A 14899-nucleotide genomic window follows, 5' to 3' on the forward strand; every position below is an offset into this window, starting at 1 on the left:
TAAAAAGAAGCACAGAGGAACACACTATGTTCGGTACAACATTGCACTATATTTTCGACCCACTATGTGGATGGTGCTATGGCGCAGCCCCCTTGGTGCAAACAGCTCAAAATATTCCAGGCTTGACGCTGGTATTGCACGGGGGTGGCATGATGTCTGGTACAAACCGCCGCCAGATTAATAGCCAATGGCGCAGCTATGTTATGCCCCATGATAAACGTATTGCAGAATTGACCGGACAGACTTTTGGCGACAATTACTTCAACCAATTACTGAATGATACTTCGGCAATAATGGATTCTACACCCCCTATTACCGCCATTTTGGCCGCAGAGGAACTGGCGGGTGATGGAGCTAAAATGCTGCATCGTATCCAACTGGCGCATTATGTTGAAGGCCGTCGCATTGCCGATACCCCCGAACTAACCGTGCTCGCCACAGATATTGGCCTGAATACAGAGGCTTTTATTAATGCTTTTAACATCGCCCAAAAACATGCTGCACAACATATTGCGGAAAGCAGAACCTTGTTAGCAAAAGTGCAAGGGCACGGCTTCCCAACATTTATATTGCAAGATGCTGCGGGCACGATGGCGGTTTTACCCGCAGGCGATTATTTCGGTAATCAACCTGGTTGGATTAATAGGTTAACTAACGCAGTGAATCAATAGCAGCGACCGCGCTCTCCTTTGCTAATCGTAGAGGAGAGCGTTTTTCTACAGGTAAACAAAAGCGAGCCACTGACCGATTAAGCTGTAAAGTCTGCTGTTGTAAGACTTCTGATGCGTGTGCAGATTGCTCAACCAATGCTGCATTCTGTTTTGTTGCGTCATTAATCATCTCTACCTGCGCGGCCATCGCCTCAATTCCTTTACTTTGATAATGTGATGCAGTAGTTATTTCCGCCATTAAATCGGTGACTTTCTTCACCACATCAATAATAGCCTGTAAATTCTCACCAGAACGATTAACCAACGAGACCCCCGCAGAAACTGAGTTGGCAGAACGCTGAATAAGGCGCTTAATATTTTGTGCTGAATGGCCACTTTGGTGAGCCAATGTACCGACCTCACGTGCCACTACAAAGAACCCACGCCCGTGTTCACCTGCATGAGCGGCTTCAATTGCTGCATTTAATGCCAAAATATTGGTCTGAAAAGCAACCGACTCAATGAGCGTAATAATTTCGCTTATCTCCCGTGAACCCGTGGAAATATCGGCCATTGAACTCACCACATTAGACATCATCTCTCCTCCTTCGCTGGCCGTATCTCTAGCTTCATTCACCAGATGATTCGCCTGCTCGGCACTCATGGAGTTTTGTTTAACCCTGACGGTAAGCTGCTGCATACTTTGCGCCGTCACCGCCAATGATTGAGTTTGTGAGTGCGTTTGTTCAGAGAGACGATGGTTATCAGTCGTAATCTGGTTCATACCGGTCAGGATCACCTCAGCACCTCCTCGAACCTGGCTAACCAATGCAACTAGCCCTTCTTGCATATGCCGTACGCTATAAGTTAGTTGCCTAATTTCTCGGCAAGCAAAAGACGTGTCTTCAATACGGTATGATAAATCCCCGGCAGCAATCTTATTGATACGTGAGATAAGGTGGTTTAAGGGTGCAATCATCCAACGGGTGACACCTAGCCAGGCAGAGAAAGCCAGTACCAACAATATGGCCAGAGCACCAATAATGATCTGTTTAGCTGAAGACAGTGAGGACAAGAGTTGCTCATCCATCACACTGCTGCCCTTTTCATTTTCCTGTAAATAACGGTAGTACTTCTCGGTAAAGTCGCTCTGAAAGCCCTGGATAGGTACTTCAAAGAAGGTATCAATATTGTGCTTTTGCGCTAACCCCTGCGCTAGTTCAACCAGCCCCTGATACAACCAACTGATGGTAGCTCTCCTTAAGTTCACTCAATTCTTGTCTTGCCTACTGTCTTGGGCGGAAACCGCCTGCAACTGCAGATAGCTGTCCTGAGATTGCTGCAAGGACTGCAATGCCTCATTGAGAAGACTTTGCCAACTGCCTTCAGAGCCGGTCTCTTTATCTTCCATATAATAGATACCAGCACGATTCAGTTTGTCACTGGCAATTAATAGTTCTATCCGCGCACGATCCATCAACGCCTCTTGCTGATGATTACGGTGTGTTATCTCTACATTCGTTTTGGTACTATTTAAAATATGAGATAAATAGCCTATGGAGAAGATCTGCAACAAAGAAAACAGACTAATCACTAAAGTAAAACCAAATAATATTCCCAATCTAGATTCAGAAAACGAAAATTTACTTATAATGTAGCCAAGATATTTTTTAAACACATAATTCATGCGTGAAAACATTTTATTCACATTTGGTCATAATAGATATATCCATGCTAGCAGTTCAATATGACAGATATATTTCAGCAACAACATCATTATACTGTGACAGCTAAATAAAATTAATGAGGTCATTTAATACTCGTCATAAATTATCAATCACAACCACCACATGTTATATATTAGCACGAACTAGTAATCGAGTACTATTAACCGGATGCCCTTGAGATTGCTCGATCAAAATAGTATTAGCATCCAAACGATAAAAAATTGGATGACTTACATCATAAGGAGTGTTAAGGAAGTCACTAAGAATTTTATCTTCATTATCGACGAAATAAATGGACAGCATCTTAACATAGAAAATATTATTATTAGCATTATGGATATCAAATAGAACATTGCATCTGGCTTTTACTTGGTCGCGGTCATCATAAACATCCACAGACGATTGTATCGAGCGATTAATAATATTGATACGGGAAAAAGCATGATAATTACCACTATCAGCACTTAATAGATAATTTTCTTCCCAGTAACCTTCAAGATTTTTCATCGGATGTATATAAGCATAAATAACGCCAATCGTTGTGCCTATCCCTCCTCCGAGTAGAACAGACAGTAATATCGGATAAATTATTTTTTTTCGCATACCAGTTCGTCTCCCTGACGTTTACAAACAACATAGCCACCATCTTTTCTCTTTTTCAGTAAAACATAAGGATATTTCTGATAAACAGATAAAAACTTTTTATCGTGTACCTTATCCAAATTAATTAATATAGGCAAAGAGTTAACGTCTACTAATTTCACTTGATAAAAGTTCAAAGCCACATTAAAAAATATGAAGAAGAAAATAACGCCAAGTATAAATAGGCTACCTCTATAAAATGACACTTTTCCTTTTAAAAAAGATATTGTCATTTTATCCACAGTAGAGCCTATTACTTCAACTTTATCATAATGTTGATATTGTTCTTCACCCTCTATGAAGATTTCAGGTTTAACACCTATACGATACCCCTTTTTGGGAATAGTAATCACTAACTCATGCTTTTTATCATCAAGTGCATGACGTAGATTACTGATCGTCTGAGTTAAGGTATTATCAGTAACATAACTCCCCTCCCATAATCTCTTTTCAATATCCTCCCTTGACATAGACTCTGGATAATAGTCACAAAGTAAAGATAACAGTTCTGATTCTTTGTTTCTTATTTTAGTTACCTTTCCATTCCTATCAATCGTTCTTTTTTGTGGGGTAAAAAAAATATCATTAATAACTATTGTATTCATTATATTCTTATTATTTTGAGTAATTAAATGTTAGTGCTTGATATAAGCATAACAAAAAAATATTAATTATATTCATTAACTAATCTATTTTTTATATTTAAAACAAAAATATGAAAAAACACTGTTGCGCCAGTGATGTATTTAAAAAGTATATCAATAAAAACCCACTAATTATAAATTTACAAAAAATCACGTAAAAAGCAAACTCACCTAATTTAATTTGTTATTGTCACTGTACTTATCCTATGCTTTTATTATAAAACCATTCGTTTACACCAGAGATAATCATGTCAAAATTAAATATAAAATTAATAGTGTTTTTTTCACCTGTATTATTTGGGTGCCAAATAAACAGTGAAAAAAACAAACCTAATGAGGAGATAATCAATCAACTCACAGCACTGACGGCTGGATTACATTTTTTAAAAGAAGACTGTAACCTCAAAGAAATTCCAAATAAACAAGAAATTATTAACTCTGCAATTAAAATAGCCAATCTAAAGGGTGAAATTACGACATCTAAATATCACAATGAAATCATAAATAAAAGTGAATTTCTATATCAAGACATCAAATCAGATTTGACCGCTAAAAACACTAAGTGTCTGGAGTTAGAGGAACTATTAATCCCGTTTATTGAAAAAATAAATTAGTCACATGACTACCAATAAACAAGTATAGAATACCAGCAAACGAAATATAAGGGCCAAATGCGATGTGATTAATCTCTTTTCCATTCTCTTTTCTATCGAAAAGATAAAAAACAGCATATGCAACAATACCAAACAAGGAAGAAAATAATATTAAAAAAGGTACTGCACTCACACCAAACCAAGCACCTAATGCGGCCATTAATTTAAAATCACCGTAGCCCATTCCATCGACACCTCTTACTATTTTAAACAACCAATATGATAGCCACAAAAAAAGGTATCCACTGACAGCACCCAGTACCGCAGAGCTCAGTGGTGTAAAAAGCGTATCTATATTGATAAGAAGACCAAGCCACAGCAAAGGTATTGTCATGCAATCAGGAAGGAGGTAGGTATCGAAATCTATAAATGCCAATGCCGTAAGTGTCCAAATTAACACCAAGCTAGTGCAGATAAGTAAGTCTTCTTGAAAAATCATAAGAACCAGGAGTGTTTGAATGACAGCTAATATTTCAATAAATAGATAGCGAATGCTTATTTTTTTATTACAACAACGGCTGACACCTCGCAGAAAAATCCAACCAAGTATCGGTATATTATATTTTATTGGTATTGACTCATTGCAATGGGGACAAAAAGAACCAGGTTGAAATAAATTAATGCTTTTTAAATGAGAAAATATACCCACTTCCTGATCGTGCAATTCATATTGAGGTGAACAATTGGCTAACGTAATAGGTAATCGATATATTAAAACGTTAAGAAAACTTCCCACCACGGCACCAATAATCAAATAACCAACAAAGTAATCGTGTATACCCATCATATTTATCTCTATTATCCAGAGTGGTTTACTTAAAGAATATAATCTCACCCGAAATATATCCATTATCATAATCCTGGTGAGTATATATATTCGCACTATATACATCAATACCATATTTATCTGAAACATCAATAATGGCATCAAGTAAACTTGAGAATTTAGCTGAATTTATTTCCACCAAAAATTTATCATCATCAAGTAAAGAGGCAGTGAATATTATATTTCTATTTTCAAATGATTTATTCACTTCAACATCAATACCCTTACTCTCTTTATTATTTTTTATGTTAAATTTTTTCGCCATGATAGAGTGCTCCTGAAAATGAAAACTTAGTTCATTATATTTTACCAATAAATTTTTTTTTCTAACTTCAATTACTCCATTGGCAACATAATACACTATAGCAATAGAAATAATAATAATGTAAAGCAGTAGTATTCTTTTCTTTGCAGAAAAAAATTGCTGTAAAAAAGAAGCATAACTCATGGTTGGATGCTTAGCTTAATATTAAATTTATCTTCTCCAGAACGAGTTACCTTAAGTCTGGCATTGAATAGATTAGTTTTATTATTTATCATTTCATTTATTAAATCATCATCACCTTCAATATCAATGGATATTTCACCTTTAATATAATTGAAATTAAAACTATGCATATCTACACTTTCATCACTTGTATAATAATTTACAGCATTTAATAACTTTATAAAACTGATACTGTCTTTTTTAAGATCCAGATCTAAAATATATTTATTGAAGTTCGTATTAATATCTCCTTCATGATATGCAGGGGGTAAAAACTCAGCATAAAAATTTTGTGCTGCCTTACCTAAGGTCTCCGTATCCCTTACTATTTTGTAACCCTGATACCAACCATTTAAGTTCATTACTAAAAACAAGAGAAAAAACCAACTGGCAAAACGTAAAAAAACACCATTCTCTACTATTATTTTTTCAGCATATTTATATTTCCCACTCAATAGATTAACATGAGTACTCCTCAAACTTTTTGCCATAACTAACATAGGATCGCTATAGTCTAGTGACTGCCAATTACCCCATTTAATATCTGCTGGGCTAAAAGCATTAACGGTAACGGTGGGTTCTACTATCATAAGTATGTTTTCCAAAACACTCGAACTAACTAAAAAACCAGACATTTCATTATTTCTAACTAACCAGTTACTATCAATTTTTATAACACTCCATTCATTGTTAAAAAATGGCAGGGCAAAAGCGTCAGGTATTATACAACATGCTGATATCCCATTTATTTTTAACCAGGACAACCAACGGTTCATCAATGCATGTTCAATGGCGGCAACATGGCAAAACGTTTTATCTTGATCTAATATCACAATATGAAAATTGTCTACATAACTAGAAATAGACTGTTCAATCGAAAAGGCTATTGATTTTATATTATTCGCTACTTTATTTAAATTAACATTTAAGCGTCTAAAAACAATTTGGCTTGCGGGGACCAAAATTTTGACAACATCATTAGCATATAATGCTAAATCTCCTAAGTCAGCAAGTCCATTAATTTTTCCATATCGGATTAGTTTCTTATCCTGTGATTCAACATACCAATAGATAGGTTCATATTCTGTTTCCCCCAATCGAATAAGGAGTGTAAATGTTGACTTTACGCCATCAATTATGTTGCTCACTAAAACTATATCTCCGTTGTAAAACAGTTATTGTCTTACCGACAACATGAATAAAACTAATTAGTTGATAATAACTATCTTTAGAATCAATTCTAAAGATATAATTAATAAAATACTCATCTACGGTTAGTTTATCTAAAATGTTTTTATTGACATCTCTATCACTCATCGTTGAATACGATGTCAATAAACTATAGAATAAAAAAGTGCTCCCCCACCCCTTATTAGGCTTTGCTGAAATAACATCATAAATATCTCTTTCAGTGACTGTATTGAGTAAAACAGCTTGTAGGTACTGACTATTCTCCACTTCTAGCATATTGATGTTAACTAATAATTCTCTATCACGTCGGATACAGAGCATTGGTGCTATTTTTAAAAAATCATCTCGACTCATATTGGATGAAATATTAATTTCATCTACCTCATAGGGAATATTTTTTAACATCGATAGTCCATTATTACGCTGTTCAAAGATGAGGCTTGAACGATATAAATCAATTAATCTTGCTAGAGTATCCTGTGTTTCTTTTATTTCCACCCCACTGATTAACAACAAGTATTTAAAAACCCGCCATGGATAAGTCTTAATTATTTTTTCGGGATTGGAAACTTTAGTTCTCAATGCATTAATATTAAAGCAGTTTGTATTATCTATTGACTTAATATTAACACTCCATTTACCTGTTGTGATCTGTCCCTCTGAGACTGAATGCCTAAACTCATTATAATGGAAACTATCATATGATATTTTTTTTATTAATTCACTCACGAATTTTTCTTCGGCACCCAGTAATATCCATTTTTCCTTCTGCCGTTGCTGACTATTTTTTACCAGGTAGTAGATATCGAACCAATAATGATATGATACCATTACCATGGTGCTCATTAAAAATAGTGTACATAAAACTATTAGTAATGCAATGCCATGTTGATTCACAGTTCTTCCTAATTTAGCAAAAGAATAACTCGCCTAATCACCCCAACACCTTTAACATCAAGGGTGATTTCAATGCCTTGTGGAGAACGGTCAATCCTATTCCATTCATTTAACCATTGCCCTTGATGAAACACTCTCACACGAAAGTCATTTATCCCTTCGATAATGCAATAAGATTGAGCCTTCATTTTATTCGTATTTTTTAAAGTTAAGTAAGATAATCTTTCCAGGCAATTTTCCTTCAATCGATAACCGAGTCTTTCCTGCTGATAATGAATAAATATCTCGGTGTTTATTTTGTTATTTCTTAATATATAGATACCGAAACTGTCACTATCGAGTACACCTACACCGATAATTCGTCCTTCGTTACTAAAATAATCATTTTGTGATCCTGTATGCATGACTGAATGTGAAACATCACGTTCTAATAGGCTAATAACTCTGTGTAACCTAATAAGTCCTTGTACTTTATTCCCCATGACATTATTACTTTTAATAGTGATTTTCAAGGATGAATAAATAATAAAACTAACCATTGAGAAAATGACAACAGCAAGTAGCATCTCCAATAGAGTAAATCCACAAACTGAACGTTTAATCATTAGTTTTTATATAGCCTTCAAGTAAAAAATCAGGATGTTCACTTTCCTTATTATTACGCACTTCAACAACGACCATGACCATTCTATCATCCTGAAGTTTTATACTTCTCGATTGCCAATACCAGATCCGACCAGCCATAAACTCCTGTCCCACCAACCATTCATTTGTTTGCTCTATTTTTAATATTTTAATTTCCGTTAAAATATTTTCAGCAACCCAGGAAGAAATCATTCTCTGTTCTAGTATATTTACCCACACTAAGCGTTCACTAATAACTCTCATGATACTCAACCCAGCAATACAAAACATTGTCAATGCAATTATCACTTCTAATAATGTAAAACCTTTTGTATTACGCAGTTCGCCCCCTATTTCATTTATGAATAAATATACTTGCTCCTGCTATATTGTTTTTTATTTCAACACATTCAGTATTTTCTTCATTTTTTAAAACCAAGAAAAAATCCGAATACTCCTCCTCTGGAGAGAATATCAATTGTGGTTTAATATTAGCCCCAATGACATTATCAATGATGATATCTTCACCATGGACATTAAGTTTAGATATTAATTTATCTGAATACTCTCTGCTTAGAATATTATTTTCTCCGGCACTCTGCCAAATACAATTCATTTTAGTGTTAATTTTTAAATTATCTTTTATGCCATGACAATCATAGCAGCAAAATTTATAAAATCGCCAGTGTGTCTCTGATAATTGAAGCCCAAATACCCCGCCTTCATATCGACTTCTCTGGTTAATATATTGTAATCCTCTCATGAGGTTCTCAGCTTCACTCTTCACAACCCCGCTGCCTTTAGGCAATGTTATCAGTGCAGAGTAGTAGAATCCTGAGATAATTATCATGGATAATAATAATTCGACCAAAGTAAACCCTTTCTGACTATGGAACATGGATCGACGTCTCGCTAATAGGTAAAGTAGGCCAATTACCAATATCATCCTCAGTTGCTGGTAACCTATCAGGTCCTATTGAAAATATATCTATCTGGCCATGTGTTCCTGGGTTATTCATTTGGTAAGAATTCCCCCATGGATCTATTGGTAAACGCCGGATATAACCATCGGATGGGTATCTCTGAGGCAGTGGTGGAACATTGGATTTAGTCACTAAAGTTGCAATGCCTTGCTGCTCGGTAGGATAATACCCGTTATCTAATCTATACATATCTAATGCATTTTCTAGTGCACTAATATCACTTAATGCTTTCTGTTGGTCCGCTCTATTTTTATTAGACATCAGACTAGGGATTGTCAAACTAGCAAGCAGGCCTAGAATCACAATAACGACCATAATCTCCAATAATGTAAATCCTTTTGTTTTTTTATTTTCCATTATCCCCTCATAAAATAAACTACATAACAAGACTGTTAATTTGAAGTATTGGCTGAAGAATTGATAGAATAACAAATGAAATAAATACAGCCATAACAATAATTATAATTGGCTCTAACAATAGCATTACTATATTTATTTGATTCATCAGATCTTCTTCTTGGACACCAGCCACAGTTTCTAACATGCGGTCCAACTTACCACTACGCTCCCCTGATATGATCATATGTAATATGATAGGGGTAAATATTCCACTATCGGCTAAAGATGATGATAAACTACAACCCTCACTGACTAATTTAACTGAAATATTTAACTTGTTTTTTATGTATAAATTCGTTAATGCAGCATTACTCATATTCATTGCCTGTACGATTGCCACCCCATTAGAATGTAGTGTTGTTAATGTTCTAAGATAACGAGATGTATTTATACGAACAAACATATCCCCTAAGATTGGCAATCTTAAATAGTACCGATGAAAAAAGATATTTATTTTATTTATTTTTAGTAATCTATGTAAAAAAATCACTACCAAAACGGTTATAGCAATGATAATAACAATATTCTCTTTTACGCCATAACTGAGCATCATCAATAATTTTGTTGATAATGGTAACGCCTTCTCAGAAAAAGAAAACTGTTCTACTATATTCGGTACAACTGCTGTCAGCAATATGACAATGACACCTAGTGATATTATAATTAACACACAAGGATAGATGAGTGCCTGAATTATTTTTATTTGTATTTTTTTTGCCTGCTCGATATGGTCAGCAAGACGAACCAGCACTAATCCCAGATGCCCTGATACTTCTCCAGCTGTAATCATCGTTTTATATAATGGGCTAAACACTGCAGGAAAATGAGATAGCGCATCAGCAAAGGAATGCCCCTCCTGTATATTAAGTCTAATTTCTTGAATTATTTTAATCATTTTACTTTTACTATTTTGTTTCCCAACAATATCTAAAACCTCATCTAGTGGCATTGAAGAACTTACTAATGTTGCTATCTGCCGTGTAATCAATACCAAATCCGTCTTATTGCTATTTCTTTTGATCATATACTTATTAAAAAGTAAAATTCTTTTTTTTATACTTAAGACATGCATGTTGTTCTTATAAAGGAGATAGCGGGCTGCGCGTATATTTTCCGCGTCAATATTACCTTTTATCTTGGCTCCACTTTTGCTGATGGCAACATATTTAAATACAGCCATTATCATCCTCTTGGCATATTCTTATCAGCTCCTCTATAGTGGTTAATCCTGCAATGACTTTGCTTATCCCATCAGATAGAAGACTGTTTATAGCCCCACTGGCCAATTTAGCCAGTTCAAACTCTCCTAACCCTTTATAAATAGCCCCCCGCAACAAGTTATCTACGACGAGAAACTCATGGAGAGCAATACGTCCACGATAACCAGTAAGATTACATTTGTTACAACCTTTAGCACGGTACACCGAGCCAACCAGAGAGCATTTATCATCAATATTCAAACGTTGTAATACCGTCTCCGTCACTGGCGACGCTTGCCGACACGCTATACATAATCTTCGAACCAACCGCTGGGATATGATGGCCAATAATGAACTTGAAAGCATAAATGCCTCTACATTCATATCCTTCAGTCTGGTCACTGCACCTACCGCACTGTTGGCATGTAATGTAGATAGAACTAAATGGCCGGTTAGAGAAGCTTGAACCGCTATTTGTGCCGTTTCAATATCACGAATTTCACCGATAAGAATAACGTCAGGATCTTGGCGTAATATTGCCCTTAAGCTACGAGCAAATGTCATTTCAATTTTTGGGTTTACTTGCGTTTGGGATATACCAGGTATGTCGAACTCAATAGGGTCTTCTACAGTCATAATATTTTTCTCATTCGCATCAATCCCCATTAAAGCAGCATATAACGTAGTGCTTTTACCCGAACCAGTTGGGCCAACAACCAAGATAATGCCATGAGGCTTGTGTACCTGCGTATTCATAGAAATACAGTTATTTTTCGACATACCTAATGAGGGTAAATCCAATTTAATGCTATTTTTGTCAAGCAAACGCATAACTACCCGTTCACCATGACTAGATGGTAATACCGAAACGCGAACATCCAACGCTCTACCCGCTAAATTTAGAGCTATACGTCCATCTTGTGGAATACGTTTTTCTGCAATATCTAATTTGGCCATAACTTTTATACGCGACACTAATAATAGTGCAACATGACGCTGTAATTCCAATATATTCCTTAACACACCATCAATACGAAATCTTACAGTAAGTTTCTTATCGAAAGACTCTATGTGTATATCAGATGCCAACTCTTTAATTGCTTCTACCAAAATGCTATTAATTAATTTTATTACAGGTGCTTCATCTGTTATATCCAATAAATCATCACTGTCAGATAATTCGCTAGCAAAAGAGTAAACATCAATCTCATTACTGATAATGCTCATTGTCTGATATGGGTCAGCTGAATTGTTTTGGTACCGTTCAGTTAAGTTATTTTCAAACTCTTCATCAGTAACTAAATTGAAAGATATTGGACTATTAGCCACCCGATGACCTTCAAGTATAGCCTCCAATGTCGCTGATTTACGACAAACCAACTGGCAGCCCTGAGCCATAGGCAGAATAAGCACACCATGACTCTTTGACCAACTAAACGTTAATGGAAAAGTATGGAGTTCAGATTCAATATCCGTCATAGCTCTGAATCCAACAGTATGTAGAAATTATTTATATCTTTCCTAATGCTAGGGATAATACCTAAGTGTTTTTTATCTGACAGCACTATATCATCGGCTAAAGTATATCCACTCACATTATCTTGTTTGTATTTATCATATTCTTTTGACGTCACTATGTTATAGTCATCGGATTCTCTAAGTATCGTCGGTTTTATAAATAGAATAAGATTACTTTTTTCCACTTTCTCTTTGGTTTGTCTAAATAGCCATCCTATTAATGGGAGATCACCTAAGAAAGGGACTTTATTAACAATCGTACTGGATTTCTTATCAAGTAATCCACCAACAACAACTGTTTCTCCACTTTTGACTAATACTGCATTATTCACTACTCGTTTGTTAAAAACAGACCCTAAATTATTTGTATTAACAGTAGAGCCATCAGCGATACTTGATACCTCTTGCCTGATTTCAAGTAGAACTGAATCACCTTTGTTTATTTGTGGTTTTACTTTTAGCATGACACCTATAGATTGCCTTGAAATTGAATTATATACCTTATCTGTAGTTGTCGTTTGCGTTGATGTGAGCACTGGCACCTCCTGACCCACATTGAATTCAGCCTCCATATTATCAAGAGTAACAATACTGGGAGTTGCGAGTATATTATTATTTGTATTTGTCGATAAAGCGCTAAGCAATACATTCCAGTTTCCTTTGTAAAAACCAGCAGTTAATCCAGTAATTGTTGTGGCTATACCCCATCCATTATTATTTAGTAAGCCACCAGGATTTTTAATAAAATTAACATCATCAGAACGCTTGTTTTCCCATTTAACGCCAAGATTAACACCTTCTCCATTTTGAGTTTCGACAATAATAGCCTCTACCAAAACCTGCGCACGTCTGACATCTAATTTTTCTATTACTTCCCCCAACGCTAGCATCATGTCAGGATCTGCTGTAATAACTAATGCATTCGTCTGGTCATATGCTTTTATTGCCACAGGTCTCTGGTTCCATTTATTAGATTGCTTTATTTTTTTCTCATCCTGCAAACCTGTGCTTATTCCATTTAATACATCTAATAGCTTTGAGGCTTGAGCATATTTCATATAAACCACTTTTGTATTCCCATCGCTACTTTGTCGCTTATCGAGTTTCTTTATCATTAGAATAGACTTTTTTCTGATATATGTGTCACCGCTGATTAATATAGAATTTGTTCTTTCATCAGCAATAACCTTTCCTACCATTAATACTTCTTGTTTTAAATTATTTATTGGATTTATAGCTTCATTTACTATTTTAACAACATCAGCAGCAATCGCATAATTGAGTTTATAAAGCTCAATGTCATTATCTCCGGCTTGATCAAGATCAGTAACTATTGAATGTAGACGGTTTACTATCGCAGCACGCCCTGTAATTAACAAAACATTAGATGGGTCATAATTAATAATACTACCAGATTCCGTATTATCATTGAGTTGTCGTAATAACGGCGCTATTTTTTTTGCTGATATGTACCTAAGAGTAATAACTCTATTTATCAATTCATCACCATCGAATGTTACCCCCTCTTTTGGTTCCGGTGCTACTACTCCCTTGGCTCGTTTTGATGGGATCACTTTGAGGACATTATGTGGCATCTCAATGGCCGCATAACCATAAACATCAAGCACATTCAAGAAAAGTTGATAATACGTATCTTTATCCAATTTCTCATAACTTCGAATGCTGATAAGCCCCTGGACCGTAGGATCTATAATAATAGTTTTATTAATATTCTTACTTACTGAATTAATAAACTCTTTTATATCTACATCTCTGAAAGAGACAGAGAAGTCAGCACTTATTATGTCTAATGGCATAATTATAGTGAATAAAAAAATAATTCCATGGATAGATTTAATTCCTTTGCCACTAACATACATGATATTACACCATTTATTTTAGATGGATTGATAAGTCTACGCTCTATACAGATAAAACAAAAAATATTTTTAATATAAATAACACATTAGTAAATTATCAATGAATAATATTTACCCGCATACTTAATAATTACTCTATCAGTAAATATCCTCACTATTACTATATCTTCATATTCTATATTCTCCCTTGTTAGATATATTTTTTGCTTTCCATTTATCTCCAATATTGCAATCGACTCTGATGGTTCTGAGTGTTCAACTACGCCAACCAGTTTTATTTCCCCTATATACTCTGGAGAGTAAAAAAGAACATCATTCATTTCCATTTCTTTATCTGGTTTTTTTATTTTACGTTCAAACATTTTCGACAATTTACTACTGTCTATTACCTTAGTCTTTTCGGTAGAATTTTGACTATCGTAGGCCTGTCCATCGTACAAGATAAACATATCATTGCTATCATTATAAATAATTGACCAAAAAACCATCACTGTATGAAATACAACTAGAAATATAATACTCAATTCAATAAAGATAAATTGATTACAGGTGAATTTCCTAAAAGGATTTTTTAGTCTT

The 14899-nt window shown here is 35.0% G+C and carries 16 protein-coding genes and 1 pseudogene; 2 read left to right on the forward strand and 15 right to left on the reverse strand.

Going from position 1 to position 14899, the window contains the following annotated elements:
- Positions 1 to 26 precede the first annotated feature (26 nt).
- Positions 27 to 671, forward strand: coding sequence for a DsbA family protein (locus AC971_RS08320; RefSeq protein WP_025381038.1), 645 nt, complete (start codon positions 27 to 29; stop codon positions 669 to 671).
- Here the strand turns inward: AC971_RS08320 and AC971_RS08325 are convergent.
- The 3 genes and pseudogenes from AC971_RS08325 to AC971_RS22880 form a co-directional block, all read right to left on the reverse strand.
- Positions 652 to 2349, reverse strand: a pseudogene (locus AC971_RS08325) (methyl-accepting chemotaxis protein). The gene AC971_RS08320 and the pseudogene AC971_RS08325 sit on opposite strands and share 20 nt — an antisense overlap.
- 154 nt (positions 2350 to 2503) lie before the next feature.
- Complete coding sequence (locus tag AC971_RS23840) at positions 2504 to 2884, reverse strand: hypothetical protein (RefSeq protein ID WP_174407874.1); 381 nt, start codon at positions 2882 to 2884, stop codon at positions 2504 to 2506.
- 80 nt (positions 2885 to 2964) lie between these two features.
- Positions 2965 to 3624 (reverse strand): winged helix-turn-helix domain-containing protein, encoded by a 660-nt coding sequence (locus AC971_RS22880; protein WP_025381040.1) that lies wholly within the window; start codon positions 3622 to 3624, stop codon positions 2965 to 2967.
- Positions 3625 to 3911: 287 nt separating this feature from the next.
- Between AC971_RS22880 and gspS the strand changes: the two genes are divergently transcribed.
- Complete coding sequence (gspS, locus tag AC971_RS08340; protein WP_025381041.1) at positions 3912 to 4277, forward strand: type II secretion system pilot lipoprotein GspS; 366 nt, start codon at positions 3912 to 3914, stop codon at positions 4275 to 4277.
- On the opposite strand, the gene AC971_RS08345 is transcribed toward gspS, so the two are convergent.
- The 12 genes from AC971_RS08345 to AC971_RS08400 form a co-directional block, all read right to left on the reverse strand.
- Positions 4258 to 5100 (reverse strand): prepilin peptidase, encoded by an 843-nt coding sequence (locus AC971_RS08345; RefSeq protein WP_038402328.1) that lies wholly within the window; start codon positions 5098 to 5100, stop codon positions 4258 to 4260. The two genes, gspS and AC971_RS08345, sit on opposite strands and share 20 nt — an antisense overlap.
- A 28-nt stretch (positions 5101 to 5128) precedes the next feature.
- Positions 5129 to 5590: a hypothetical protein gene (locus AC971_RS08350; RefSeq protein ID WP_025381043.1), complete on the reverse strand. Its 462-nt coding sequence runs from the start codon at positions 5588 to 5590 to the stop codon at positions 5129 to 5131.
- Positions 5587 to 6777, reverse strand: coding sequence for a type II secretion system protein GspL (gspL, locus tag AC971_RS08355; RefSeq protein ID WP_025381044.1), 1191 nt, complete (start codon positions 6775 to 6777; stop codon positions 5587 to 5589). Before gspL ends, AC971_RS08350 begins: the two co-directional genes overlap by 4 nt.
- Entirely contained in the window at positions 6761 to 7717 is a 957-nt protein-coding gene (locus AC971_RS08360) for a type II secretion system minor pseudopilin (protein ID WP_025381045.1), read from the reverse strand. Before AC971_RS08360 ends, gspL begins: the two co-directional genes overlap by 17 nt.
- An 8-nt stretch (positions 7718 to 7725) precedes the next feature.
- Positions 7726 to 8322: a type II secretion system minor pseudopilin GspJ gene (gene gspJ / locus AC971_RS08365; protein ID WP_025381046.1), complete on the reverse strand. Its 597-nt coding sequence runs from the start codon at positions 8320 to 8322 to the stop codon at positions 7726 to 7728.
- Positions 8315 to 8704 carry a type II secretion system minor pseudopilin GspI gene (gspI, locus tag AC971_RS08370; protein ID WP_309598777.1) on the reverse strand — a complete coding sequence of 130 codons (390 nt, stop codon included), beginning with the start codon at positions 8702 to 8704 and terminating at the stop codon, positions 8315 to 8317. Before gspI ends, gspJ begins: the two co-directional genes overlap by 8 nt.
- Entirely contained in the window at positions 8697 to 9287 is a 591-nt protein-coding gene (locus AC971_RS08375; protein ID WP_269429546.1) for a pilus assembly FimT family protein, read from the reverse strand. The genes gspI and AC971_RS08375 overlap by 8 nt, the downstream gene beginning before the upstream one ends.
- Complete coding sequence (gene gspG, locus AC971_RS08380) at positions 9229 to 9681, reverse strand: type II secretion system major pseudopilin GspG (RefSeq protein ID WP_025381049.1); 453 nt, start codon at positions 9679 to 9681, stop codon at positions 9229 to 9231. Before gspG ends, AC971_RS08375 begins: the two co-directional genes overlap by 59 nt.
- A gap of 19 nt (positions 9682 to 9700) precedes the next feature.
- Positions 9701 to 10903, reverse strand: coding sequence for a type II secretion system F family protein (locus AC971_RS08385; RefSeq protein WP_156343833.1), 1203 nt, complete (start codon positions 10901 to 10903; stop codon positions 9701 to 9703).
- Positions 10890 to 12401: a type II secretion system ATPase GspE gene (gene gspE / locus AC971_RS08390; RefSeq protein WP_025381051.1), complete on the reverse strand. Its 1512-nt coding sequence runs from the start codon at positions 12399 to 12401 to the stop codon at positions 10890 to 10892. Before gspE ends, AC971_RS08385 begins: the two co-directional genes overlap by 14 nt.
- A complete protein-coding gene (gene gspD / locus AC971_RS08395; RefSeq protein ID WP_025381052.1) occupies positions 12398 to 14320 on the reverse strand; it encodes a type II secretion system secretin GspD in 1923 nt (640 codons plus the stop codon). The genes gspE and gspD overlap by 4 nt, the downstream gene beginning before the upstream one ends.
- An 86-nt stretch (positions 14321 to 14406) precedes the next feature.
- The gene (locus tag AC971_RS08400; protein ID WP_025381053.1) at positions 14407 to 14808 is read right to left on the reverse strand and encodes a type II secretion system protein N; all 402 of its coding nucleotides are present in this window, start codon (positions 14806 to 14808) and stop codon (positions 14407 to 14409) included.
- Positions 14809 to 14899 lie beyond the last annotated feature (91 nt).

Source organism: Yersinia similis, from assembly GCF_001053095.1.
Classification (GTDB): Bacteria; Pseudomonadota; Gammaproteobacteria; order Enterobacterales; family Enterobacteriaceae; genus Yersinia; species Yersinia similis.